Origin of the sequence: Paucilactobacillus vaccinostercus DSM 20634 (assembly GCF_001436295.1) — a bacterium.
Taxonomy (GTDB): Bacteria; Bacillota; Bacilli; order Lactobacillales; family Lactobacillaceae; genus Paucilactobacillus; species Paucilactobacillus vaccinostercus.
This window is the reverse complement of record NZ_AYYY01000063.1, coordinates 85210-110936: the sequence shown is the minus strand read 5'-3', so window position 1 is coordinate 110936 and position 25727 is coordinate 85210. Positions and strand designations below refer to the sequence as shown.

At 43.4% G+C, this 25727-nt stretch carries 21 protein-coding genes; 2 read left to right on the top strand and 19 right to left on the bottom strand.

Annotation, left to right across the window (positions count from 1 at the left end):
* Window positions 1–47 precede the first annotated feature (47 nt).
* The gene (gene clpP / locus FC26_RS11015) at window positions 48–641 is read left to right on the top strand and encodes an ATP-dependent Clp endopeptidase proteolytic subunit ClpP (RefSeq protein WP_057780613.1); all 594 of its coding nucleotides are present in this window, start codon (window positions 48–50) and stop codon (window positions 639–641) included.
* A gap of 52 nt (window positions 642–693) precedes the next feature.
* Here the strand turns inward: clpP and whiA are convergent, their stop codons facing one another.
* The 3 genes from whiA to rapZ are packed head-to-tail and all read right to left on the bottom strand — an operon-like array spanning window position 694 to window position 3532.
* Window positions 694–1644, bottom strand: coding sequence for a DNA-binding protein WhiA (whiA, locus tag FC26_RS11010; protein WP_057780610.1), 951 nt, complete (start codon window positions 1642–1644; stop codon window positions 694–696).
* Between the two features lie 11 nt (window positions 1645–1655).
* Window positions 1656–2651 carry a gluconeogenesis factor YvcK family protein gene (locus FC26_RS11005; protein WP_057780607.1) on the bottom strand — a complete coding sequence of 332 codons (996 nt, stop codon included), beginning with the start codon at window positions 2649–2651 and terminating at the stop codon, window positions 1656–1658.
* The gene (rapZ, locus tag FC26_RS11000) at window positions 2648–3532 is read right to left on the bottom strand and encodes an RNase adapter RapZ (protein ID WP_057780604.1); all 885 of its coding nucleotides are present in this window, start codon (window positions 3530–3532) and stop codon (window positions 2648–2650) included. The genes FC26_RS11005 and rapZ overlap by 4 nt, the downstream gene beginning before the upstream one ends.
* Before the next feature lie 340 nt (window positions 3533–3872).
* Between rapZ and FC26_RS10995 the strand changes: the two genes are divergently transcribed.
* On the top strand, window positions 3873–5093 hold the full coding sequence (locus FC26_RS10995) for an IS110 family RNA-guided transposase (protein WP_057781022.1): 1221 nt from the start codon (window positions 3873–3875) through the stop codon (window positions 5091–5093).
* A gap of 361 nt (window positions 5094–5454) precedes the next feature.
* On the opposite strand, the gene argH is transcribed toward FC26_RS10995, so the two are convergent.
* The 16 genes from argH to secA all read right to left on the bottom strand — a co-directional run bounded on the left by argH (window position 5455) and on the right by secA (window position 25667).
* Complete coding sequence (gene argH, locus FC26_RS10990; RefSeq protein WP_057780601.1) at window positions 5455–6843, bottom strand: argininosuccinate lyase; 1389 nt, start codon at window positions 6841–6843, stop codon at window positions 5455–5457.
* A gap of 3 nt (window positions 6844–6846) precedes the next feature.
* A complete protein-coding gene (locus FC26_RS10985; protein WP_057780598.1) occupies window positions 6847–8067 on the bottom strand; it encodes an argininosuccinate synthase in 1221 nt (406 codons plus the stop codon).
* A gap of 202 nt (window positions 8068–8269) precedes the next feature.
* Window positions 8270–8740, bottom strand: a complete 471-nt coding sequence (locus FC26_RS10980) for an S-ribosylhomocysteine lyase (RefSeq protein ID WP_057780595.1) — start codon at window positions 8738–8740, stop codon at window positions 8270–8272.
* Window positions 8741–8798: 58 nt separating this feature from the next.
* The gene (gene uvrA, locus FC26_RS10975; RefSeq protein WP_057780592.1) at window positions 8799–11648 is read right to left on the bottom strand and encodes an excinuclease ABC subunit UvrA; all 2850 of its coding nucleotides are present in this window, start codon (window positions 11646–11648) and stop codon (window positions 8799–8801) included.
* A 36-nt stretch (window positions 11649–11684) separates the two neighbouring features.
* On the bottom strand, window positions 11685–13721 hold the full coding sequence (gene uvrB, locus FC26_RS10970; protein ID WP_157061203.1) for an excinuclease ABC subunit UvrB: 2037 nt from the start codon (window positions 13719–13721) through the stop codon (window positions 11685–11687).
* A gap of 124 nt (window positions 13722–13845) precedes the next feature.
* Window positions 13846–14487 carry a YfbR-like 5'-deoxynucleotidase gene (locus tag FC26_RS10965; protein WP_057780585.1) on the bottom strand — a complete coding sequence of 214 codons (642 nt, stop codon included), beginning with the start codon at window positions 14485–14487 and terminating at the stop codon, window positions 13846–13848.
* 64 nt (window positions 14488–14551) lie between these two features.
* Entirely contained in the window at window positions 14552–16273 is a 1722-nt protein-coding gene (locus FC26_RS10960; protein WP_057780580.1) for a phospho-sugar mutase, read from the bottom strand.
* Window positions 16274–16390: 117 nt separating this feature from the next.
* The gene (gene trxB / locus FC26_RS10955; protein ID WP_057780577.1) at window positions 16391–17332 is read right to left on the bottom strand and encodes a thioredoxin-disulfide reductase; all 942 of its coding nucleotides are present in this window, start codon (window positions 17330–17332) and stop codon (window positions 16391–16393) included.
* Between the two features lie 152 nt (window positions 17333–17484).
* On the bottom strand, window positions 17485–18381 hold the full coding sequence (gene galU, locus FC26_RS10950; protein ID WP_057780574.1) for a UTP--glucose-1-phosphate uridylyltransferase GalU: 897 nt from the start codon (window positions 18379–18381) through the stop codon (window positions 17485–17487).
* Between the two features lie 39 nt (window positions 18382–18420).
* On the bottom strand, window positions 18421–19437 hold the full coding sequence (locus FC26_RS10945) for an NAD(P)H-dependent glycerol-3-phosphate dehydrogenase (RefSeq protein ID WP_057780571.1): 1017 nt from the start codon (window positions 19435–19437) through the stop codon (window positions 18421–18423).
* A gap of 26 nt (window positions 19438–19463) precedes the next feature.
* Complete coding sequence (gene lgt, locus FC26_RS10940; protein WP_057780568.1) at window positions 19464–20300, bottom strand: prolipoprotein diacylglyceryl transferase; 837 nt, start codon at window positions 20298–20300, stop codon at window positions 19464–19466.
* 6 nt (window positions 20301–20306) lie between these two features.
* Window positions 20307–21242, bottom strand: coding sequence for an HPr(Ser) kinase/phosphatase (hprK, locus tag FC26_RS10935; protein ID WP_057780565.1), 936 nt, complete (start codon window positions 21240–21242; stop codon window positions 20307–20309).
* Window positions 21243–21270: 28 nt separating this feature from the next.
* A complete protein-coding gene (locus FC26_RS10930; protein ID WP_057780561.1) occupies window positions 21271–21633 on the bottom strand; it encodes a phage holin family protein in 363 nt (120 codons plus the stop codon).
* Between the two features lie 3 nt (window positions 21634–21636).
* On the bottom strand, window positions 21637–21963 hold the full coding sequence (locus FC26_RS10925) for a PspC domain-containing protein (RefSeq protein WP_083483844.1): 327 nt from the start codon (window positions 21961–21963) through the stop codon (window positions 21637–21639).
* A gap of 156 nt (window positions 21964–22119) precedes the next feature.
* Window positions 22120–23236 (bottom strand): peptide chain release factor 2 gene (gene prfB / locus FC26_RS10920; RefSeq protein WP_157061202.1). Its coding sequence is split into 2 segments (ribosomal slippage): window positions 22120–23163 and window positions 23165–23236, totalling 1116 coding nucleotides; the frame shifts between segments, so codons are not numbered across the junction.
* A gap of 67 nt (window positions 23237–23303) precedes the next feature.
* The gene (gene secA, locus FC26_RS10915; RefSeq protein WP_057780555.1) at window positions 23304–25667 is read right to left on the bottom strand and encodes a preprotein translocase subunit SecA; all 2364 of its coding nucleotides are present in this window, start codon (window positions 25665–25667) and stop codon (window positions 23304–23306) included.
* Window positions 25668–25727 lie beyond the last annotated feature (60 nt).

The window sequence follows — 25727 nt, the reverse complement described above, 5'->3', positions numbered from 1 at the left end:
CACGTTTAGCAAACGTCCTAATCAAGTGCTAAAAGGAGGCAACATTTATGAATTTAGTACCAACAGTCATTGAACAGTCATCACGTGGTGAACGCGCCTACGATATCTATTCACGACTATTAAAAGATCGTATCATCATGCTTTCTGGTCCAATTGAAGATGACATGGCGAACTCAATCGTCGCACAACTTCTCTTCTTGGATGCCCAAGACTCAACTAAGGACATTTATCTCTACATTAACTCTCCTGGTGGTGTTGTCACATCTGGGATGGCCATTTACGATACCATGAACTTCATTAAATCAGATGTTCAAACAATCGTGATTGGTATGGCCGCTTCGATGGCCAGTGTCTTGGTTTCTTCAGGAGCCAAAGGCAAACGTTTTGGGTTGCCACACTCACAAGTTCTCATTCACCAACCATCTGGTGGTGCCCAAGGACAACAAACTGAAATTGAAATTGCTGCAACTGAAATTTTGAAGACTCGTAAGATGATCAACCAAATTTTAGCTGACAATTCCGGTCAATCAGTTGAAAAACTACAAGAAGATACTGAACGTGATCACTATTTAACTGCTCAAGAAGCCGTTGATTATGGATTACTTGATGGTATCATGTCAAGTAACGACCTTAAAAAATAATGATCACCATCTAAATAAGCCACGACTCTCCAAAAGAGTCATGGCTTATTTTTTAGGCTGAAATTTCCGCATTTGGATCCGTACGTAACTTCTCAGCATAGGCATTAATTTTTCTCAATCGATGGTTAACACCAGACTTGGAAATGGGACCTCCAGGAATCAGTTCCCCCAGTTCCTTTAGGCTCACTTCTTGGTGTTGCAGTCGCGTCTCGGCAATCTCCCGCAGCTTAGGAGGAAGGACCCCCAACCCAACTGTTGAATCAATTAACTGAATGTTTTCAATCTGCTTATTTGAAGCCGTCGCAACTTTGTCCATATTGGCATTTTCACAGTTCACCAGTCGGTTAACCGAATTACGCATATCCCGCATAATCCGCACATCCTCAAACCGGAGCATGCCGCTCGTTGCTCCAATTAGTGACAGAAAATCGGCAATCTTTTCGGCTTCCTTGAGGTAGACAATAAACCCGCTGCGCCGGCTCGTTACCCGCGCATTCAGATTATACTTGTTCATCATTTCCGCAATCATCGTATTATGTTCTTCATATAATGAATAGATTTCGAGATGGTATCGTGACGTTTCCGGATTATTAACAGACCCGCCAGCTAAAAATGCGCCCCGCAAATACGAGCGAATCATGCCATCGTCACTGAGCAATTCAAGCGGTACATGCTCCTTAATCTGTAATCCTTGCAAGATTCCCAAATCATCGAGAATCTCAGCCGCATCATACCGCAGCCGTACCACGTACAGATTGTTCTTCTTTAATTTCATTTTTCGCCGCACCACCAGCTCACTTTCAGCCTGGTAAAAATCTTTCAACAATTGATAGATTCGACGGGCAATGGCTGGATTCTCGGTTTGTACATTCAATACTAACTGATGATTAGCAATATTTAGGCTGCCGTTCATCCGAATAAGGGCCATCAACTCGGCTTTGGCGTTGTTGAGATGGACTTGCAGCCCCGTTAGTTCTTTTTTAACTTCACTTGCGTATGACATCTCATCATCCCCTAATCATGCGATTGTTGGAGTCGGTTCATGAGTTCTTCAACGACTTTTTCGCTGTCATGAAACGCCCCATTATCCTGTAACTTCAAAAAATTAGTTGAAATTACGCATACATCTTGTTTTCGTAATCCTTGAAAATCATGGCGAACAGGCTTAGATAGTTCATTCCACCGCTGAAAATCCATGTAATCTTCAGGGACCGGTTCGGTATTGACTAAAATCGTATTCACAAAATTATGACCGAGATGACGATTTAAAATACGTACATGATCGGCATCAGATAGGTTATCTGTTTCACCCTTTTGCGTCATGATATTACAAATATAAATGACTTCCGCCTTAGTCTGACAAACTGCTCGACCCACATTTTCAATCATCAAATTCGGTAAAATGCTGGTAAAGAGACTACCGGGTCCAATTACAATTTGGTCAGCGTTCATAATGGCCTCAATTACTTCTGGCACGGCTGCCGGTTGGTGCCCATCCTGATCATCAGATGGTGTTACCCACACACGCTCGATCGGCTTATGCGCCGCGGTAATTTCAGATTCACCACTCAACGTCGTTCCATCCTTGAACTCGGCATTGAGTACTAGAGGTTCATTCGTCACCGGATAGACGTGGCCTTGAATATTCATCATCTGTGAAAGTTCTTGAACCGCCCCAAAAATTCCGGAATGCATCTCAGACAAAGCCGCAATTATCAAATTTCCAATGGCGTGGCCCGCTAAAAACTTATCAGAACTTTCAAACCGGTACTGAAAAACATCTAATTCTAGTTGCGGCAAGTCAGACAACGCAACTAACACGTTCCGAATATCTCCAGGTGGTACCACGTTAATATAATTTCGTAGAATTCCGGATGAGCCACCGTCATCAGCGACCGTCACAACGGCCGTGATATCGACGTTTTTATTGTGTAACCCCCGTAAGATGACGGGGAGACCTGTCCCACCACCGATCACAACGACTCGGGGTTGTCTTCTTTTATTTTTCATGACCGGTTGGTAGTCTCCTTTCTCTTTGCAACGTCCCGGTGGGTAACGTTTACGACGTATTGCTCACGAACGTCCTGTGCAATTTGATTGGCAATTGCAACCGACCGGTGTTGACCACCCGTACAGCCAATTGCGATTGTAAGATTTGTTTTTCCTTCCTTAACATAGCCCGGAAGGATATTCAAAATTAAACTCTTAAATTGATCGTAAAATTGTTGTGCGCGGGGCTGTGCAAAAACATAATCACGCACTGGCTGATCTTCACCCGTCAACGCCTTTAACTCGGGGATATAATACGGATTTGGCAAAAAGCGGACGTCCATCACAATATCCGCATCAAGCGGTAGCCCATACTTAAACCCAAACGACATCACTTCCACATGAAATGTCGTCGCATGATCCTGATTAAAAAACTCCCCGATTCGTTGTCGCAAGCTTCGTGGTGTCAGATTGGACGTATCAATTGTGATCGTTGCCCGATCCCGGATCTCACTCAACATATCACGTTCTTTGATAATGCCTGATAAGACCCGTCCCTGTGGTGCCAGTGGGTGTGCCCGCCGCGTTTCTTTATATCGTGAAACGAGTTCTTCATCACTTGCTTCAAGAAATAAGATCTGTAACGCCGTATCGGGTCGATTCTTCAACTTATCCAACGTTGGCACTACCAAGTCATAGAATCCTTTTGAACGAAGATCCATAACGAGTGCGACCTTCGAAATATCCCCATCTTCTTCAATAATGTCTAAGAACCGTACCATCAAATTCGGCAACATGTTATCCACAACAAAATAACCTAAATCTTCAAAACTTTGCACAGCGACGGTTTTACCGGCACCACTCATTCCCGTTACAATTACGACTTGTAGTTTTTTTGCCACAATTTTGCCTCCCGAATTAACTCATTCGTTCCATTGTATCATACCAGGCGTGTCATTTCTCATTAACACCCATTTAAATCAAAAAAAACAATCTAAGATTAGTTCTGATATGAAATGATAGTAATCATTTCATATCAGAACTTTTTGTTTACACTGAAAATGAAGTTAAAACCGTCCATACTCTCTGGGACTTCGAGTTCGTAATATAAAATGGTTTTCGTCATTTTCAACGCATAAATATGATTTAAGATTGAGGGCCCTAGAGGTCGTGTATAGGAAATGATATGTCGTGTTGAATGTGATGAGTAATAACTTCAAATTTTTTAAAGGAAGCGATATTTTGTCAGATGTAATTGCACTAGATGTTTCAAAAAATCATAGCTATGTTGTCTGGTATCGAAACAAGCAGTGTATGGATGAGTTCGATTGTCTTCATAATCAGGTTGGGTTTAAACACCTTAAAGCTGTTACAGATTCTGCAGATAATCCGGCAGTGTATTTTGAAGCAACCGGGGTTTATTCGCGTCCAGTAGTTCGTTTTTGCCAGGACAACCATTTACCTTATACTCAACTTAATCCATTGGAGCTACACCTTCGGTCTGAAAATTTACGACGCGTAAAAACAGATCAACTGGACGCTCATAAAATTGCCCGTTCGGTCACGGAAAATAATTATCGTCAAACTGAAATATGGTCTAGAGATTACCGACAGCTTCGTGAACTGACACGGTTTTGCGATCAGATTACTAACGATATAAAACTAGCGCAAGGCAAACTATACACTGCGCTTGAACAAACCTTTCCTGAAGAAGAACAGTTATTTAAGAATAAAATTTCCAAACTAGCTTTAAATGTGATTCTTCTGTTTCCACATCCTGATTCCGTACATGGGCTTTCACGGACAAAATTAAAAAACAAATTGATGTCGCAGACTGATAAACGGCTATCGAAAACCAAAGGTTTGAAATATGCCGAAAAATTAATAACATTCGCGCAAATTAGCTATCCAGCCTCTGACATCAATAGTATTCAAGTACAAGAAGTTCGGTACTATTGTCGGCAGTTAATTGATTTAATTAAACAAAAAGAGATATTAATTGATCAGATGCGGATGTTATCTGATCCTTTACCGGCATATCAAATTTTTATTTCGATGCCCGGTATTGGGCCGCTATCGGCATCCCAACTATTAGGTGAGTTAGGTGACATTACCCGATTCGACGACGCCAACCAACTTAATGCCTATATTGGAATTGATTTGAATCGTTACCAGTCAGGTCAATATCAACGTCAAGACCACATTAATAAACGTGGTAATCCTCATGCGAGAGCGCTTGTTTACTTGATAGTTCGTAATATGATTCGACAACAGGCTTCGGCGCCTAACCATATCGTTGATTACTATTACAGACTAAAAAAACGACCTATCCCCAAAAGAGATAAGGTCGCCATAGTTGCCTGTATGAACAGGACACTGAAGTGCCTCTATGCCATGACAATGGCTGGCACTAAGTACGTCTACGCGTACACGGACTCGAAGTCCAATAATGTTCAGGAGTAATAGATACTCCACAGTTGCATAATAGCTCATTCTTCAATATTTTTAAAGAATAATATTGAGGTTTATTTGGTATATGCAATTTTCAAAACTATCCAGCAATTTACCCACAGTATGATCTACGACGTTAAGGCGATACTGAAATTCAAAATAGGCTCTTGACTAATCGTAGGAAATGAGAGTGGGCAAAAAGGCGTTTTGACTTCGAGCATAGCCTAGAAATCCGAATGATTCGTACTTTGAATCGTTTGGTTTTCGTAGCTAAGCGGAGAAGTCAGCCTTTTTTCCCCGATTTCGGCTATTAAAGTTCGGAGACAGAAAGAGGCTGGGAGTTTTTCCCCAGCCTCTATGACTCGAAATCGTTTTAGTTGTGCTCATTAATTAATTGCTGTGCCCGTACTAAATTTTGTTTAATTTGTGCAAACCCGGTTCCACCGAGTGAGTTACGTCGCTCAACAGCAACCTTACTCTCCAGATCATGATACACATCTTCTTCAATCAGTGGTGAAATTTTTTGATATTCAGCCAACGTGATGTCTTGCAATCGTTTACCAGTCTGCAAGCCTTCTAGCACTAACTTACCAACAATTTCATGCGCTTGCCGAAATGGAATCCCCTTGCTGGCCAAGTAATCGGCTAACTCAGTGGCGTTAGAAAAATCATTTTGTGTCGCCTGCTCCATCTTTTCCTTATGGATATGCGCGGTTGCCAACATTTCCGCAAAGATTTTCAGACTGGGCATAACGGTCTTAACTGTATCAAAAACGCCTTCCTTATCCTCTTGCAAATCCTTATTATAGGCCAGTGGTAACGACTTCATAACCGTTAACAGCCCCATCAGGTTTCCAATCACCCGACCACTCTTACCACGAATTAACTCTGCCATATCAGGATTCTTCTTTTGCGGCATAATTGAACTACCTGTCGAATACTGATCGGATAATTCTAAATAGTTAAACTCATAACTACACCAAAGGATAATCTCCTCACAAAACCGCGACAGATGCATCATCATAATGGCCGAATTACTCAGAAATTCGAGCGCAAAATCACGATCAGATACCGCGTCTAAACTGTTGTGATAGACATCGCCAAAGCCCAATTCTTGTGCACTAAATTCTCGATCAATTGGAAACGTCGTACCAGCTAAGGCAGCTGCCCCCAACGGTAAAATATCAGTATGTTTTAAATTGAACTGGAACCGCTCAACATCTCGCTGGAACATATCAAAATAGGCTAACAAGTAGTGTGCATACGAAATTGGTTGTGCATGCTGTAAATGCGTGTATCCGGGCATAATGGTTTCCACATTATCTTTTGCCAGGTCAACCAATACCTGCTGTAAATGCGTTAATTCATGAATTACCTGAGGAATTTGGTTCTTGACGTAGAGATGAAAATCAGTTGCCACTTGATCATTTCGACTTCGCGCGGTGTGTAACTTACCAGCAACGGGGCCAATTTGGTCAGTTAGAATCTTTTCCAGATTCAAATGAATATCTTCATTTTCAACCGAAAATTCTAGTTTGCCCGCGTGTAATTGTTGCACAAGGCTCTCCAAACCAGCCACAATTTTATCAGCATCCGCTGCTGATAAAATACCAGTTTGCTTGAGCATCTTAACGTGTGCCAATGATCCTTGTAAGTCTTCATCAGCTAATTCTTGATCAAATGGAATTGACGCACCAAATTCGTCAACCCAGTGAGCGGCTTTTTGGGTAAACCGACCACCCCATAATTTCTCAGTACTCATAGATTAAATGCCGTCCTTTTCCTGTTTTGCCTTCTCTTGAACCTGCGCGTAAACCTGTGTTGGTAGGCCCCAAAGCTTAATAAAGCCAACAGCAGCTTGTTGATCAAATTCATCGGCAGACGTGTACGTTGCCAAATTCTTATTATAAAGTGAATTTGCCGATTTCCGTCCTTGCGTAATGACATTGCCCTTGAAGAGTTTCAAACGAACGGTTCCATTCACAACCTTTTGGGTATCCTTTAGGAACGCAATCATGGCTGACATGAGCGGTGAGAACCATAATGCATTGTAAATGGTGTCCGCCAGCTTTTGTTCGATAATGGGCTTAAAGTGCGCTAAATCCCGTTCGAATGTCAGATCTTCCAAATCTTTATGAGCGTGCATCAATACGGCTGCCGCTGGTGCCTCATAGACTTCACGAGACTTGATGCCAACTAACCGGTTTTCAATGTGATCAATTCGTCCAATACCGTGCTTGCCAGCTAATGCCTCGATCTTAATAATTAAATCAGATAAGGCATACTTTGTCCCATTCAGCGCAACTGGCACACCCTGTTCAAAATCAATTGTAATTTCATCGGGTTCGTCAGGTGTATTTTCGAGCGCATTGGTCAAATCAAATGCATCTTCTGGTGCAGCAGCCCAAGGATCTTCTAGGACGCCACATTCATTGGCACGTCCCCACAGGTTTTGATCAATTGAGTATGGGCTATCCAAATCGATCGGAACGGGTACATTGTGTTCCTTCGCATATTCGATTTCTTCTTCCCGTGACCAGTGCCAGTCACGAATCGGTGCTTCAATTTTTAATTCCGGTGCTAAAGCATGAATGGCGACTTCAAAACGAACCTGATCGTTTCCTTTTCCAGTACAGCCATGGGCCACTGCCGTAGCCCCCTCCTGCTTCGCAATTTCTACCAACTTCTTTGAAATCAATGGCCGTGATAGTGCTGAAAGCAATGGATAAATGCCTTCGTATAACGTATGACCTTGAAGTGCGATTAATGCATATTCATTCGCAAATTCTTCACGTGCGTCGATCACATACGCTTTGGTTGCGCCAACTTTCAACGCTTTATCATGAACGAAACCGTAATCTTTGCCTTTTTCACCGACATTGATACAAACTGCTACAACGTCATAACCCTTGTCCTTCAACCATGGAATCGCTACTGATGTATCTAACCCGCCTGAATAGGCTAAAACTACTTTTTCATTTGCCATAATTACTTGCTCCCTTATTCGTCATTTATTATGTTTCATATATTAGCATTGGTTTCATTAAAAAGCAAGTATTTATACACTATTTACAATAAAAAAGTTATTTTTATTCAGTTAACAGGATGAATTGAATTTTATTTTGAATAAAATCGCAAAAAAATACCGCGAAAACGAATGTTTTCACGGCTTCTTTGGCTATTCCTATTTATACAAGGACCCGTTTAAATGGATCTGAAGAAATTTTTTCTGACAAAATCTTCTTTGCCCATTCCTGTGCGGAAAATAGTGAATGGTCACGATAGTTACCACAGCTCTCGATCGTTGTTCCTTGAACATCTGACCACTTAGCAGTGGAAATAAATTCAAGTGACGATTTCAGCGCTTTAGCAACTTCCGTGGTATCATGCTCACCCCACATAATTAAATGGAACCCTGTCCGGCAACCGAATGGTGAGCAGTCAATTACGCCATCCATCCGATCCCGCAACAATCCAGCAAGCATATGTTCAATGGTGTGCAGTCCTGCAGTAGGAATCGCATTTTCATTTGGTTGGACTAATCGTAAATCAAAGTTTGAAATTTTATCACCCTGTGGGCCTTCTTCAACCGTGATTAATCGTACGTATGGTGCTAATACCTTTGTATGATCTAACTGAAAGCTTTCTACCTTTGCCAAAATAATCACTCCTTAAAATATTTTACGTGACTCATTCTACCACTATTGAGACTCACAATCATGATTTTACCTGTCGCTGCTTATCCCGTTCCAAAATTGGTTTAAGATATTGGCCTGTGTAACTTTCACTCACTTCACCAACAGTTTCCGGCGTTCCAGTGGCCACAATTTGCCCGCCGCCTGCACCGCCTTCCGGTCCTAAATCGATCAACCAGTCTGCCGATTTGATGACATCCAAGTTATGTTCAATGACAAGCACCGTGTTACCGGCGTCGACTAGTCGCTGCAAAACGTCCAGCAAACGCCGAATATCATCCGTGTGAAGGCCCGTCGTTGGTTCATCTAAGATATAAAAACTTTTACCGGTAGACTGTTTGTGCAGTTCGGACGCCAATTTCATGCGTTGTGCTTCCCCACCGGATAGTGTGGTGGCCGGTTGTCCCATTTTGACATAGCCCAGTCCCACATCAACAATCGTTTGCAACTTACGCGTAATTTTTGGAATGGCCGAGAAAAATTCCAATGCCTCTTTAACCGTCATATCAAGGACGTCGGCAATATTTTTACCCTTATATTCCACTTCCAGCGTTTCTGAATTATAGCGTTTGCCATTACAAACCTCACAGGGAACGTAAACATCGGGTAGAAAGTTCATTTCAATCTTCAAAATGCCATCCCCGTGACAGGCTTCACAGCGTCCGCCCTTCACATTAAAACTAAATCGGCCCTTTGAATACCCGCGCATTTTGGCAGCATTGGTTTGTGCAAAGAGTCCCCGTATATCATCAAAAACGCCAGTATACGTTGCCGGATTACTGCGTGGTGTCCGACCAATTGGTGCCTGATCAATATCAATTACTTTTTCGATGTTTTCAACACCGCGAATAGTCTTGTACTTACCAGGTTTCTCAGAATTATGATTCAATTTTTGTGCTAGAACCCGTTTAAGAATCGAGTTGACCAGGGTTGACTTACCTGATCCAGATACCCCAGTAACCGCCACAAACTTACCTAATGGAAAATCAACGGTAATTCCCTTTAGGTTATTTTCCGCCGCACCAGTTAATGTTAATTTCTTGCCATTTCCCGCTCGTCTTGTTTCAGGGACTTCGATAAATTTCTTCCCTGATAAATACTGACCCGTTAGTGACTTACGCGATCTGGCCACCTGTTTCGGCGTTCCGGCAGCCATTACTTGACCACCATTATCGCCCGCACCAGGACCGATATCAACGATATAATCCGCGGCCCGCATCGTATCTTCATCATGTTCAACGATAATTAAGGTGTTCCCCAAATCACGCATTTTCTTTAACGATGCAATCAGACGATCATTATCTCGTTGATGTAACCCAATTGAAGGTTCATCTAAGATGTACATCACCCCTGATAAATTTGACCCAATTTGGGTAGCCAACCGAATTCGTTGTGCTTCACCACCGGATAAAGTTCTAGCCGAACGACTCAGCGTCAGATATTCGAGACCCACGTTTTGTAAAAACTCTAATCGATCTACGATTTCCTTGATGATAGGTCGAGCAATGACTTCATTTTGTTCCGATAATGTGACCTGTTTAAAGAAGGGGAGTTCGTCACTCACTGGTTCGTCAGAGATCTGGCCAATATGCAATCCGTCAATTTTGACACTTAGGGCCTGCCGATTGAGCCGGTATCCATGACAAGTTTGACAAGTTAACTCAGTCATATATTTCCGCATTTGATCGCGAGTGAAATCCGAGTTGGTTTCCTTATAACGTCGTTCAACGTTATTCACAACACCTTCAAAAGTGGCATCCACATCACGAACCCCGCCAAATTCATTTTCATAGTGAAAATGAAAGGGTGTTTCACCGTTCCCATACAGTACCATTGATTGTTGTTTTTGTGGCAGATCTTCAAATGGTGTATCCATGTCAATGTCATTTTGCTCAGCAAATTGGCGGAGCATTTCAGGATAATACTGTGACGAAATCGGATTCCAAGGTAGTAAAGCCCCTTCGTTAAGGGTCTTATTACGATCAGGAATCACGAGATCTTCGTCCACTTCCAACTTCATCCCCAGGCCTTCACATTCAGGACAAGCGCCTAATGGTGCATTGAATGAAAACAACCGCGGTTCCATTTCACCAACCGTAAATCCACAAATTGGGCAGGCATAATGCTCCGAAAAGGCCAGGGAATCTCCGCCAATAATATCAGCAGTCGCATATCCATCACTTAACCGCAAGGCCGCTTCAAATGAATCGAATAGCCGCGACCGAATCCCAGATTTCACCACGATCCGATCAATCACAATATCAACACTATGCTTTTGATTTTTATTAAGTTCTGGTACCTCATCAATGTCGTAAATCTCACCATCAACTCGAACCCGAATAAAACCCTCACGTTTAATTTTTTCGAAATTCTTCTTTTGACCGCCCTTTTTATCTCGGACGATTGGTGACAGTATTTGTAGCTTAGTTCGTTCGGGTAGCTCTAGGACCCGATCGACCATTTGTTCTGGTGACTGACTCGTAATCGGAGTGCCATCATTAGGACAGATTGGCGTTCCAACCCGTGCCCAAAGCAATCGCAGATAATCGTTGATTTCGGTAACCGTTCCAACCGTCGAACGCGGATTTTTGGATGTCGTTTTTTGATCAATCGAGATCGCTGGTGACAAACCGTCAATCGAATCGACATCCGGTTTATCCATTTGCCCCAGAAATTGACGCGCATACGCAGACAGACTCTCAACGTACCGTCGTTGTCCCTCCGCATACAATGTATCAAACGCCAACGAACTCTTACCAGAGCCGGATAAGCCCGTTACCACAACCAATTTATTTTTCGGAATCGTCACATCAATATTTTGTAGATTATGTGCACGAGCCCCGTGAATTTTAATTTTGTCGTTAATTGCCAATCGATTTTTCCTCCTGATGTTGAATCAGTTTTACCATTAATCCATCTGTGTCTTCAGTTCCATCACCGTGTCTCGAAGAGTGGCTGCTTGTTCAAAATCCAGCCGTTTAGCAGCCGCCTTCATCTGCTCTTCAAGTTGGTGCACCATTTCCTTTTGGTCATCCTTAGCCATATCGGCAAAGTCCTGTTCCGTAAAGTCATCCTTTTGACCACTATCATCGGTTTCTTTGGTAACCGTAATCGCCTCACGAATGTCCTTCTTAATGGTGTGCGGCGTAATATGATGGTCCTGGTTGTACTGCTCTTGAATTTCACGCCGACGCTGGGTTTCATCCATCGCCGCCTGCATCGAATCCGTAACATGATCTGCGTACATAATCACGTGCCCATTTTCATTTCGGGCTGCCCGTCCAATTGTTTGAATCAGCGACCGTTCATTACGCAAGAAGCCTTCCTTATCCGCATCTAAGATTGCAACTAAGGATACCTCAGGAACATCTAACCCTTCCCGCAACAGATTAATTCCAACCAAGACATCAAATTTGCCAAGACGTAAGTCACGGATAATCTCAGTTCGTTCCAACGTCTTAATGTCACTATGCAGGTACTTGACCTTGAGCCCCAGATCCTTTAAGTAATCACTTAAATCCTCAGACATTTTTTTAGTCAATGTCGTAATAAAGACCCGTTCATTACGCTCAATACGCGCATTAATTTCACCAACTAAATCATCAATTTGTCCCATCACCGGCCGAACCTCGATCGTAGGATCCAATAAACCGGTTGGTCGAATAATTTGTTGCACAACATGATCCGTTTGCTCTTCTTCGTACGGACCAGGAGTGGCCGACATGTAGATGATTTGATTAACATGTTGCTCAAACTCTTTCAACTTTAGCGGCCGGTTATCCAACGCACTTGGTAAGCGAAATCCATAGTCTACCAACATTTGCTTTCGTGATCGGTCACCGTTGTACATGCCTCGAACCTGTGGCATCGTTTGATGGGATTCATCAACAATCATCAAAAAATCCTTTGGAAAGAAGTCCAGTAGTGTATATGGTGGTTCACCAGGCTGGCGCCCATCCATATGCCGAGAATAGTTTTCAATTCCTGATGTATATCCCATTTCACGAAGCATTTCAATATCGTATGTTGTTCGCTGTTTAAGGCGTTGGGCTTCCAATAGCTTTCCAGAATCGTTTAATACTTTTAGACGATCTTCTAGTTCCGCTTCAATTCCGTCAATCGCCTGCTCCATCATATCTTCATTTGTCATGAAGTGAGTGGCTGGGAAAATTGAGACGTGGTCACGATCACCGATGACTTCACCCGTTAAGGCATCTACTTCTCGAATTCGGTCAATCTCATCCCCAAAGAATTCGATTCGAAGGGCCCGCTCATCTCGCGAGGCGGGAAAGACTTCCACAACATCCCCATGTACACGGAAGCGGCCCCGTTGAAAATCAATATCATTCCGTTCAAATTGAATATCAACTAAATCAGTGAGTAGCTGATTACGCTCAATTTCCATACCGACCCGTAATGACAAAACATGATCCCGATATTCACGTGGATCCCCTAACCCAAAAATACTGGAAACTGACGCCACGACAATCACATCGTTACGTTCCAAAAGAGAGCTCGTCGCGGAATGCCGTAGTTTATCAATTTCATCGTTAATTGAAGAATCTTTTTCAATATACGTATCACTTGAAGGAACATAGGCCTCGGGTTGATAGTAATCATAGTAACTCACAAAGTATTCAACGGCATTATTCGGGAAAAATTGCTTAAATTCACCGTATAGTTGTCCAGCTAATGTTTTATTATGCGACAAAATCAAAGTCGGTCGATTAACATTTTTGATAACGTTAGAAATTGTAAATGTTTTTCCCGTCCCAGTTGCACCAAGCAAGATTTGAGACTTAGTCCCATCCTCAAGTCCCTTTGTTAATTCCTCAATTGCTTTCGGCTGATCACCGGTTGGCTGATAGGGTGAAACTAAATCAAACTTACGATCTGGTTGACGATAAATCACAACTGTTACCTCCTCATTGCGCGACACTAGCATAGCAAAAGAAACGGTCCTGTCATTCAATCAACACTTTGAAACCGTCTCTATTTTTTTAATTATTTTAATCGTTCACATGTCCATTCATACTATCACACGAACATGCATTCGTCTAGTCACTTGCTTACTTTGCTTGATTTTCAACAATTTGGTTCGTGATCGATCGCAACTGATCCCGATCACCGGCACTGTCTTCAATCAAATCAGGCAAAATTTCATGCAAGTAATATTGCACACTCGCTAATTCACGAAAATCCATCATTGTTTTTAGACTTTCACGATAAATATCAACGTACACCGTTTCTGGATTGCCCTTTTGAATTTCACCAAAGGATTCGTACATTAAATCAATTTTATCAGCTACCGATAAAATTTTTCCTTCCAGTGTGTCATCTTTACTTTCGGAAAAGCGCCGGCGATAGGCCGCTTGAAACTCGGCGGGAATATCATCTTCAATGAAATTTTCAGTCATTGATTCTTCTACATCGGCTAACATTTGGCGTAATTCCGGTGTTGCATACTTAACCGGTGTTTTGATGTCGCCAATAAACCGTTCAGTGTAATCATGATTCAGTGCTTTTTCGTACAATGCTCGCCAATCAACGGTATGCCCCGCATTCTCTTCAATATCTCCGAGCATCTGGGCTGCTTGGGCGACCTTAAACGAGTGTGCCGCTACCGTATGCTTTTCTAACTTAAAGTATCCGGGTGCCCGGTTCATCATTTCCAAATTACTTAAACTTTTTAAATATTGATGCATCCCCATTATAAATTCCTCCCAGATACACAAATGTCTGGGACACCATTATCCCAGACATCTCATGTAATTATTATGCAATAAATTGAGTGAGTGCTGCTTCAAAGTCGGCTAATTTTTGGTTAGCAGCCGCCAATGAATCGGCATTCGTCCCAACATAAAACTTCAATTTAGGTTCCGTACCGGATGGCCGAATTGCAATCCAGGTTCCGTCATCCAAGATGTACTTCAACACATTAGCCACCGGTAAGGACAATTCGGTCGTCTTACCATTAGTCGTAGTGGTTTGCTGACTAAAGTCTTCGGTCGTCACCACTTGATGACCAGCAAAGGCGGTTGGCGCTTCTTCCCGGAATTTCTTCATCAAGGTTTTAATCTTCTCGGGACCACCAACACCCTCGTACAACTGTGAAATTGTCTTTTCACGGAAATAACCATATTCCTTAAATAACTCTTGCAGCCCATCGTACAACGTCTTGCCCTGGTGGCGGTAGTAGGCTGCCACTTCAGCTAACAAGACCAAAGACTGAATGGCATCCTTATCATGTGCAAATGGTTTAACCAAGTAACCGTAACTTTCCTCAAAGCCAAACATGTAGGTGTGTTCTCCGGTCGCCTCAAAATGCTCAATTTGTTGGGCAATGTACTTGAAACCTGTTAACACATTGATCATTTCAACACCGTAGCTATTAGCAATCTTAGTGGCAAATTCAGTTGAAACGATCGACTTTACTACAGCAGCATTGGCTGGTAAATCGCCCGCCTGTTTGTGTGCCTCCAAAATGTAGTGTAACAGGACAGAAGCAATTTGGTTGCCAGTTAACAGTTGATACTCACCGTTTGGTTGGCGAACAGCCGTCCCCAAACGATCCGCATCGGGATCAGTGGCGATTAAAACATCAGCGTCAACTTGCTTACCAAGCGCAATCGCCAAGTCAAATGCAGCTGCATCCTCTGGATTAGGTTTCGTAACCGTTGGAAAGTCGCCATCAGGCTTAGCTTGCTGTGGTACGATCTCATAATTCGTGAAACCAGCATTTTGCAATGCCTTTTCACCCAACATTTGTCCAGTTCCGTGCAATGGTGTAAAGACCAGCTTCATATCCTTGCCCTCTTCACGGGCTAGGTCGGCATTAATGGTGACCGTCTTGACGTTTTCTAAGTAGGCTTGATCAATATCGTCACCAATAATAGTCATGGTTTGGTCAGCCTTCAATTGTGCTTCGTCTGCCACCGGAATAGCAAACAAATCCGTGGCTTTCCGAACATAACTTGTAATTAAATCTGATTCCTTCGGTGGCATTTGACCACCATCTTCGCCATAGATCTTATACCCGTTATATTCCTTTGGGTTATGGCTAGCAGTAATCATGATACCAGCATACGTCTTCAGATGACGAACTGTGAAGGACAACTCTGGTGTTGGGCGTAAGCCTTCAAACACAAAGCTCTTAATACCATGTTGGCCCAGTACCCGTGCTGCTTCATGGGCAAACTCCTGTGAGTGGTGCCGTGAATCGAAACTAATTGCAACACCGCGATCTTTCACCTGCTGATCCAACGTGTCCATAAAACTGGCAAGCCCTTCAGTTGCCTGGCGCACTGTGTAGATATTCATTCGATTAATACCAGGACCAAGTAATCCCCGCATTCCTGCCGTACCAAACGATAATGGTGCGTAAAAAGCGTCTTCTAACCGATCATCCTGACCAGCTAGTTGATCGAGTTCCTGCTTTAATCCAGCTTCAAGATTTGATTCGTTTAACCAAGTTTGATAAGTTTCTTTCCAACTCACAACTAGTTTCCCCCATCCGTTTCTTTTATCTCTCTCAGTATACCGCACTCTATTTTTAGGTGAAAGGAAAACCAAAAAATAGCTCCGGTAAGTTTTTACCGGAGCTACTTGTATTTCTTATGCACGCGCTGTTTGTGCTTTTAAGCTTTCAATGTAGTTGAAAACACCCTGTCCAGCGACACCACCGTCGCCAACAGCCGTTGTAATTTGACGCAACTTTTTATCACGAACATCCCCAATTGCAAAGATGCCAGGAACCTTAGTTGCCATCTGAGTATCCGTTTCAATCCAGCCTTGATCGTCTAAAATGCCTAAGTTTTGGAATGGTGTGGTCATTGGTAATACACCAACATAAATGAAGACGCCGCTCGCATCAAGTTGCGTTTCTTCACCAGTTTGGTTGTTCTTAACTTTGACGCCGGTCACCTTTTGCTCGTCACCCTCAATGGCAACAACATTACTATTCCAAACAAAATCCATCTTATCGTTGGAAAATGCCCGATCTTGAATAATCTTCTGAGCACGTAATTGATCGCGCCGGTGAATAACCGTTACCTTATCCGCAAGTTGGGTCAAATAAAGGCCTTCTTCGATCGCGGAATCACCACCACCAACAACGATCACATGTTTATTTTTGAAAAAGGCACCGTCGCAGACCGCGCAGTACGAAACGCCACGGCCACCGTACTGTTCCTCGCCATCGACACCGAGCTTCTTATATTCTGAACCCGTACCAATAATGATAGCCTTCGTTTCGTACGTTTCCATATCGGTGGTTACCATCTTGGTTGCACCATGGTCTTCGATTTTTTCCACCGTTCCAAAGGCGTATTCGGCCCCAAACTGCGTGGCACTATCATACATTTCCTTCGATAAATCAGGTCCTAAAATTGATTTGAAACCAGGATAGTTTTCGATTGCTGCCGTGTTATTCATTTGACCGCCATACACACCCCGATCAAGCATTAATACTGATAAGTTTGCACGTGACGCATATAGTGCCGCTGTCATTCCACCGGGGCCTGCCCCAATCACAATGACGTCATAATTTTTGGCCATAATTCAAGCCCTCCTCATTAATTTCGATAATGCGTATAAGATACACTGAAACAGCTCGTTTGTCTAATGTTTTGTTTCAAAAAGTAAGTGAATGTCCTTCATTCGTTCTCACAAACAAAAAGGCGTTTCGCGAACTCGAAACACCGTTTAGTTTACTGATTATTTTGATCCTCATCAACCAACCGGGCACTCAATTGTTTGAGATACTCACGTAATTGATCCTTAACTTCAGGGTGTTTTAACCCGTATTCGATGTTCGTTTGAATCCACCCAAACTTGTTGCCAACGTCATAGCGGGCACCCTTAAACTCGCGGGCAAAAACCCGTTGCGTCTTATTTAGCGTATTAATGGCATCTGTCAGTTGAATTTCGCCACCCTTGCCCGGCGCCGTCTTTTCCAGCACATCAAAAATTTCGGGCGTCAGCAAATAGCGGCCAATAATGGCCAGATCACTGGGTGCATCAGCCGGATTCGGTTTTTCAACAAAGTTAGCAACATTGTAAAGACCGGGTTTAAAAACGTTAGTCGGATTAATGACACCATATTTTGCGGTATCTTCATGTGGCACCTTCATAACGGCCAGCGTGGAGGCCCCAGTATCACGATAACTATCCATCAGTTGGCGTGTAAGTGGTACCTTATCTTCCATCAGATCATCCCCAAGCATCACTACGAAGGGTTCGTCACCAATAAACGCCTTAGCAGTTAGTACAGCATCCCCCAAACCGCGTGGATGAGATTGCCGAATGAAATATAAATTAATATCCGTTGTTTCCTGCACCATTTTAAGCATGGCATCTTTACGCTTTTGTTCCAAGTTGGATTCCAACTCAGGATTAGAATCAAAATGATCTTCGATTGAGCGCTTGCTCTTTCCGTCAACAACCACAATATCTTCGATTCCCGATTTACGCGCCTCTTCAACAATAAATTGAATTGTCGGCTTATCTACAATTGGTAGCATTTCTTTGGCAAGTGCCTTAGTTGCTGGTAAAAAACGGGTTCCAAGTCCAGCAGCTGGAATAACGGCCTTTCTTACTTTTTTCATCGTGTTGCTAATTCCTTTCGTCTCTTATAAGTCGATATCCTATTCAACTTCAGAAGTTACTTCACGTTGCATTAATCCGTTAATCGCCGTTTTGACGTCGGCTCCCTCATACAAAACCTGATAAATGGCCTCCGTAATTGGCATTGAAACGTTACGTTGCCGGCTCAGTTCGTAGGCTGCTTTAGTTGTATAGACCCCTTCAATGACCATTCCCATGTCATCCATCACTTCTTTAAGTGATTTTCCCTGACCAAGTTGGTTGCCAGCTCGCCAATTCCGCGAGTTCACGCTCGTCGCGGTCACAATTAAATCTCCAACACCTGATAATCCGATGAAGGTAAATGGATTAGCGCCAAAAGCCACCCCTAAGCGCCGAATTTCTGTTAATCCACGCGTAATTAGTGCGGCCTTCGCATTGTCATGGTAGCCTAACCCATTAATAATGCCGGCCCCAATCGCAATAATGTTTTTCAGCGCTGCGCCAAATTCGGCACCGATAACATCGTCATTTGTGTATACTCGGAAATAATCGTTACTAAATAGTTGTTGCACCTTTTCAGCACCGGCAACATCATTGCAGGCCGCTGTGACAGAAGTCAGGTCCCGTCGAGCAACGTCTTCAGCGTGGCTTGGCCCTGATAGAACAACAATGCCAGAGCGGTTTTCTGCTTGAATCTCTTCAGCAAGCATCTCTGATGGACGTTTATAAGTCTGTTGCTCCAGCCCCTTAGTTGCATGCACAATCAATGACTTCTGGCCCAGTTCGTTTAATAGTTGGCCGAGTCGGCCTCCGACCTCTCGAATTGCTTTAGTTGGTACCACAACCAATACCACGTCGGCACCCGCGACTGCCGATTTCATGTCACTAGTAGCTTTCAAGGCTGTCGAATAGGTAAAATCTTTGATGTACCGAGGGTTTACGTGCTCTTCGTTCAATTGACGTACTTGCTCTTCCTTATGTGACCAGAGCATCACGTCGTGACCATTTTCTGCTAATAAATTGGCTAAGATACTCCCCCAGGAGCCGGCCCCTAGCACTGCTACTTTTTCCGTCATAATGACTTAATCCCCTTTCACAACCTTCAACGATTTATCTTGGCACTATCTAAATACCATGGGTGAGACCGTGTTTTGCGACGAACACCCCATATGATGATGGCACCAACAAACAGCACCACCGATAATAACTGTGAAACCCGTAATGTATTGCCAATCATCAAGCTATCCGTCCGCATTCCTTCAATAAAGAAGCGGCCTGCCGAATACCAAATCAAGTACGTGAGGAAAATCTCTCCACGCTTGAAAAGATGTTTACGATGGCGGATCAACATAATCACAATAAAGCCCAGGAGGTCCCAGCATGATTCGTATAAAAATGTGGGAATTCGATAATGCCCACCAATATACATTTGATTAATAATTAAATTTGGTAAATGTAGGCTCATCAAGAACGCCTTACTGGTAATTTTACCGAAGGCTTCTTGATTCATAAAGTTCCCCCACCGGCCCATTGCTTGAGCCAAAATAACCGTTGGTGCAACCACATCTAGCATAGTCCACATCGAAATATGATTGTACCGGCAGAAGAAATACATCACCGCAAACGCACCGATAAGCGAGCCATAGATGGCAATACCACCATCCCAGACGGCAATAATTTCACCGGTGTGTTGTGAATAATAAGGCCACTCAAAAATGACATAGTACGCCCGTGCACTGATAATTGCGATCGGCAACGCCCACAAAATGTAATCATAAAAATGATCAGGATCAATGCCTCGACGCTGTCCTTCACGAACGGACAACGTCAATGCCACCAACACGGCGCAGGCAATAATCACACCGTACCAATGAATTTCGATTGGTCCTAACCGAAGTGCGATCGGGTTCAGAGCAGCCACCACAGTATTTGAAAGCATAAAAAGTTAGTCCTTCTTCGAATTTTCTTGAATCAACCGATTCAGATTATCATCAAATGTTTCGGTTGCGTCATATCCCATCGTTTGAGCACGATAGTTCATGGCCGCCGATTCAATGATAATTGCTAAGTTTCGACCAGTTTTAACTGGAATTGCGACACGTGGTACCACCACGTCTAAAATTTGTTGGGTATCTCCCCGATCACCGAGACGGTCAAACTGAACATCAGGCGCCCAAGTTTCTAGGTGCACGATAAGATCGACATCGTCTTCTTGCATAACCGCGCCCGCACCATATAGGGTCATGACATCGATGATCCCGATCCCACGAATTTCCATCAAGTGCTCCAAAATAGCGGGTGCCGATCCGACCAGTGTTTGTTCATCCTGTGCATAAACTTCAACTCGGTCATCTGCAACTAGTCGGTGCCCCCGTCGAACTAATTCCAGCGCAGTTTCGCTTTTCCCGACACCAGAATCACCGGTGATCAGTACGCCAACCCCGTTAATATCGACCAGAACCCCGTGGACAGATTCCCGCTTAGCCAGCTTACCACTCAGGTAAAATGTCATATTACTTAAAATTCTGGAAGAAGTTAACTTGGTCCCTAAAATAGGAATTTTGGTTTCTTCAGCCGCTTGCTTCAGCTCTTCAGGCACTGGTAAATCGGTCGACACCACGAAGGTTGGTGTTTCTGGTGCACACATTTTACGCATGACCATCAGTAATTCATCGTGAGTCATATTTTTGGCAAATGACGTCTCCGTAATTCCTAACAACTGAATTCGTGGTGCTGGATAATACTTAAAATATCCCGTGAGTTCGAGTCCAGGACGTGAGATATCGCTAGTAGTCACCGGGCGATCCAGATAATCCTCACCCTGTAGTACCTTCATGCGTACGTTTTTTACTAAGTCTGCTACCGTTACTGAATTTGCCAAAATAATCTCCTCCTTACCAACCACCTAGCTAGCCACGTCGGTTAACAAAATGACTGGAAATAATTGCATTACATACTGAAATGATAATTGCGACAATAATTGACACGCCAAATGACGAAAAATGAAAATTATTAGCGCCCACAAAGTACGATGTTAATTGCAACATAACTGCATTAAGAATAATACTAAATAGCCCCAGTGTCATTACCGTGATGGGCAGTGACAGTAGAAACAAAATCGGCCGTACTAGTGCGTTCAAGACGGCTAATACAAGACTTGCCAAAAAGGCCGCCCCGATTCCGGTGACATAAAATGCACCGCTTTGAGATAGGAACCCTGCAATTGCAATGAATAGCACCGTGTTGACGCAGATTCTCGTCCAAAACCCCATTAATTACTTATCCTCCTTATCGTCGTTTTCATCTACATCGTGCAGAACTTTCCGTCCCGACTGCCCCTTATCGGGCGTCGATTGATGATTACCAAAATTTGAAAAGAAGCTTGTCCAACTTGTTTTATTGGGATCCGCAGGCATTAAAATGGCCAGTAGAAGATACACTAAAATCCCTGGAAATCCACGTAGTAGTACGGCTAATATCACAAAAGCGACCCGCAGGTAGTTTGCATTGATTCCAAAATAGTCACCTAGGCCACCCATGACGCCCGCAATCATTCGATTACTTGCTGAGCGGGTTAACCGCTTTTTTTGTCTTGATCCCATACTTATTCCACCTTTAATTTACTAGGTTTATCTTACTGTTTTACCGTCACAAAGGCAACCGAAAGCGATATTTTTAAATTGATCTCAACTATTTGTAACTGGTCTTGAAAACAAAAAGATCGTTATTTTTTTCAAAATAGGCGACCTTTAAATTAATTATTCTGGATTTTTTTGACTCAACCGCCATTGAAGGTAAGCATCAATGAACGGATCTAAATTACCATCCATTACGGCATTTCCATCATGGGTCTCGTAATTCGTTCGGTGATCCTTAACCATCGTGTAAGGATGAAAGACGTATGACCGAATCTGTGATCCCCACCCAATATCCATCTGTTCTCCTTGAATTGCCGCCCGCTGTTTAGCTTTCTTTTCTTCCTCTAACTGGTACAACTTAGATTTCAACATGTTCATTGCGGTCTCCCGGTTTTGCAACTGTGACCGTTGAGCCTGTGACGAAACCACAATTCCCGTTGGTAAATGAGTGATCCGGACAGCTGACGACGTCTTGTTTATGTGTTGACCACCCGCCCCACTGGAACGAAAAACATCTACCCGCAAATCGTCACTGTTGACTTCAATCTCCGTCGTGTTATCCAATTCTGGCATCACATCCACAGAAGCAAACGAGGTATGGCGTCGACCGGCCGCATCAAATGGTGAAATTCGAACTAGCCGATGAACCCCCTTCTCCGAGCGCAAGTATCCGTACGCATTGTGCCCATTGACAAGGACCGTTACACTTTTAATTCCGGCTTCATCACCAGCCTCATAATCAGCGACTTCAACTTGAAATTGGTGTTGTCCAGCCCAACGTGTATACATCCGCAGCAACATTTCACCCCAGTCCTGCGATTCGGTTCCACCAGCACCGGGGTGAATTTCTAAAATCGCATTGTTGGCATCATAGGGTTCGTCCAGCAGCTGTTCCAGTCGGTACTGCTCCAACTGCTCACCCACCCGTTCAAGATCATGGTCAAACTGTCGTTGCATGTCTTCATCGGGTTCCTCTTGGAGTAGGCTTAATGTCACTTCTAGATCTTCAACGCCATCACTAAGGTGAACAAAATTATCCCGCTTAGCCTTTAATTGATTCGTCGTTTCGATCAGTTGTTGTGCTTTTTCACCATTATCCCAAAACCCAGGCTCAGCCATTTGTGCTTCGCTTTCGGCAATTCGTTCATCTAACGCATCGAGGTCAAAGCGACCTCCCGAAGTTAGCAACTTCTTGTTGCATGTCTTCTATTGTTTTTTTGACTTCACTCAGTTCCATAATTTCCTCCATTTAAAGCAACAAAAAGGCGTAGAAAGATTCCTCCCCCTATGCCTCTTTATTCAAACTACCGTGCAACATTTTGTCGAATTTCCGACTTCATAAACAGGCGGGTAGCTTCGTACTCAATATCTGCAATCATTTCTTCAAACATGTGGAATCCAGCAGTTTGATATTCAACTAGCGGATTTAGTTGGCCATATCCACGTAGTCCAACCGACTGCCGGAATTGATCCATTGCGTCGATGTGATCGGTCCAATGTGAATCAACCACCCGCAAAACAACTACTTTTTCAAACTCCAGCATTTGGGCCGGATCATAAAGCTGTTTTTGCTTCTCGGCATAGATCTTCTCCGCAAAGCCCATCATCTTATCAAGCATTTCATCACGAGAAAGACCCTTCAAATCATTTTCGGTCAACTCACCGGGTTTGGTTAATACCGCTTCTGCAAACGCAATAATATCAACCAAGTTCCATTCTGCTTGGCTCCCCAGCGTATGCATGTCAATCGTCCGCTTGATTGTCCGCTTCACCATCGGCATCAGAACGTCTTTCAAGGATTGCTTTTCAGTAATTACCTGTTGCCGTTCCTTGTAAATAATTTCACGCTGCTCACGCATAACATCATCATATTGTAAAACATTCTTCCGAGAATCATAGTTATTTCCTTCAACCCGTTTTTGAGCTGATTCCACTTGCCGGGAAAGAAGGCGACTCTTAATGACCGCATCCTCATCGTCAACGTTCATGCGTTCCAAGAAGGCTTTAATCCGATCGCCACCAAAGCGACGCATCAAATCATCCTCTAAAGACAGGTAGAATTGTGAAATTCCCGGATCCCCTTGACGGCCAGAACGGCCACGCAGTTGGTTATCAATTCGTCGTGATTCATGACGTTCAGTCCCAATCACGGCTAATCCGCCGGCTTCAACCACGCCAGGGCCTAATTTAATATCAGTTCCCCGACCAGCCATGTTGGTGGCAATTGTAACGGCACCCTTTTGACCGGCATTTTTAACAATTTCGGCTTCTCGAGCATGGTTCTTGGCATTCAAAACAACGTGAGGAATATTTTCTTCGTCCAACAAGTTGGCCAAATATTCTGACGTTTCCACGGCTACGGTCCCCACTAAAATCGGTTGTCCCTTTTCATGAAGATCTTTAATCCGCTTCGTAACAGCCGCGAACTTACTCTTTAAGGTTGGATAAAGCAGATCCGGTTCATCCACCCGCGCAACCGGCTTGTTAGTCGGAATAGCAATCGTTTCCATGTTGTAAATTTCACGAAATTCTTCTTGTTCCGTTTTCGCGGTCCCCGTCATCCCGGCCAGCTTCTTATACATCCGGAATAAGTTTTGATAGGTAATGTTCGCCATCGTTTTGTTTTCTTCTTGAATTTCAACGTGTTCCTTGGCTTCAATCGCCTGATGTAATCCATCGGAGAAACGACGGCCTTCCATGATCCGTCCGGTAAACGAATCCACAATCAAAACTTCCCCATTTGAAACCACATAATCCTTGTCAGCAAGCATGATGTAATTAGCGCGGAGGGCTTGATCTAAATGGTGGGTTAAAGCCGTATTATCAGTATCGTATAGGTTTTGCAGATTGAAATACTTTTCGCCCTTTTCAATCCCCTTATCGGTTAATGAAACCGTCTTTGACTCCCAATCAATCTTATAGTCGTCTTCTTCTTTTAATGTTTTAACAAACCGATCAGTTCGTTGGTACAACTGTGACGTTCCCGTTCCGGGACCGGAAATGATCAGTGGTGTCCGGGCTTCATCAATCAAAATGGAGTCCACTTCATCGATGATCGCAAAGTTAAGATCCCGTTGTACCTGATCTTCTTTATAAACAGCCATATTATCACGAAGGTAGTCGAACCCGATTTCACTATTGGTGGAATACGTAATATCACAGGCATACGCCGCACGTTTTTCATCTGGTGTACTTTCGGCAAGGTTAACGCCGACACTACAGCCCAACCAATTGTATAGTTCCCCCATTTCGGTTGCATCCCGTTGTGATAAGTATTCATTCACGGTAATGACGTGGGCGCCTTTGCCACTAATTGCGTTCAAATAGATCGGCATCGTCGCCGTCAGGGTTTTCCCTTCACCGGTTTTCATTTCAGCAATGTTACCTTCATGTAGCACAATGCCCCCCATGATCTGCACATGGAAGGGATACAAGCCTAAGACACGCTTAGCACCTTCCCGACTAGCTGCAAATGCTTCTGGTAAGAGGTCATCTAACGTTTCTCCTTGCTGGTAACGTTGACGAAATTCATCTGTTTTTGCTTGTAACTGTTCATCGCTCAATTTTGCCATCTGGTCAGCAAATGCTTCAACCTTGTTGGCAATTTTATTGATGCGGCGTAATTCATGGCGATCGCTTTCGATCCATTTTTTAAGTATGTTTGCCATCTATTAATCCCTTCTACACAGTTCGTATCTCTTAAAATAGCTCATATGACGCTTGATTTT

Bases quoted from the DNA above. Each gene is read 5' to 3' on its own strand.
- clpP (WP_057780613.1), top strand. From the start codon at position 48: ATGAATTTAGTACCAACAGTCATTGAACAGTCATCACGTGGTGAACGC.
- whiA (WP_057780610.1), bottom strand. From the start codon at position 1,644: ATGTCATACGCAAGTGAAGTTAAAAAAGAACTAACGGGGCTGCAAGTC.
- FC26_RS11005 (WP_057780607.1), bottom strand. From the start codon at position 2,651: ATGAAAAATAAAAGAAGACAACCCCGAGTCGTTGTGATCGGTGGTGGG.
- argH (WP_057780601.1), bottom strand. From the start codon at position 6,843: ATGAGTACTGAGAAATTATGGGGTGGTCGGTTTACCCAAAAAGCCGCT.
- FC26_RS10985 (WP_057780598.1), bottom strand. From the start codon at position 8,067: ATGGCAAATGAAAAAGTAGTTTTAGCCTATTCAGGCGGGTTAGATACA.
- uvrB (WP_157061203.1), bottom strand. From the start codon at position 13,721: ATGCTAGTGTCGCGCAATGAGGAGGTAACAGTTGTGATTTATCGTCAA.
- FC26_RS10965 (WP_057780585.1), bottom strand. From the start codon at position 14,487: ATGGGGATGCATCAATATTTAAAAAGTTTAAGTAATTTGGAAATGATG.
- trxB (WP_057780577.1), bottom strand. From the start codon at position 17,332: ATGGCCAAAAATTATGACGTCATTGTGATTGGGGCAGGCCCCGGTGGA.
- galU (WP_057780574.1), bottom strand. From the start codon at position 18,381: ATGAAAAAAGTAAGAAAGGCCGTTATTCCAGCTGCTGGACTTGGAACC.
- FC26_RS10945 (WP_057780571.1), bottom strand. From the start codon at position 19,437: ATGACGGAAAAAGTAGCAGTGCTAGGGGCCGGCTCCTGGGGGAGTATC.
- lgt (WP_057780568.1), bottom strand. From the start codon at position 20,300: ATGCTTTCAAATACTGTGGTGGCTGCTCTGAACCCGATCGCACTTCGG.
- FC26_RS10930 (WP_057780561.1), bottom strand. From the start codon at position 21,633: ATGGGGTTTTGGACGAGAATCTGCGTCAACACGGTGCTATTCATTGCA.
- FC26_RS10925 (WP_083483844.1), bottom strand. From the start codon at position 21,963: ATGGGATCAAGACAAAAAAAGCGGTTAACCCGCTCAGCAAGTAATCGA.
- secA (WP_057780555.1), bottom strand. From the start codon at position 25,667: ATGGCAAACATACTTAAAAAATGGATCGAAAGCGATCGCCATGAATTA.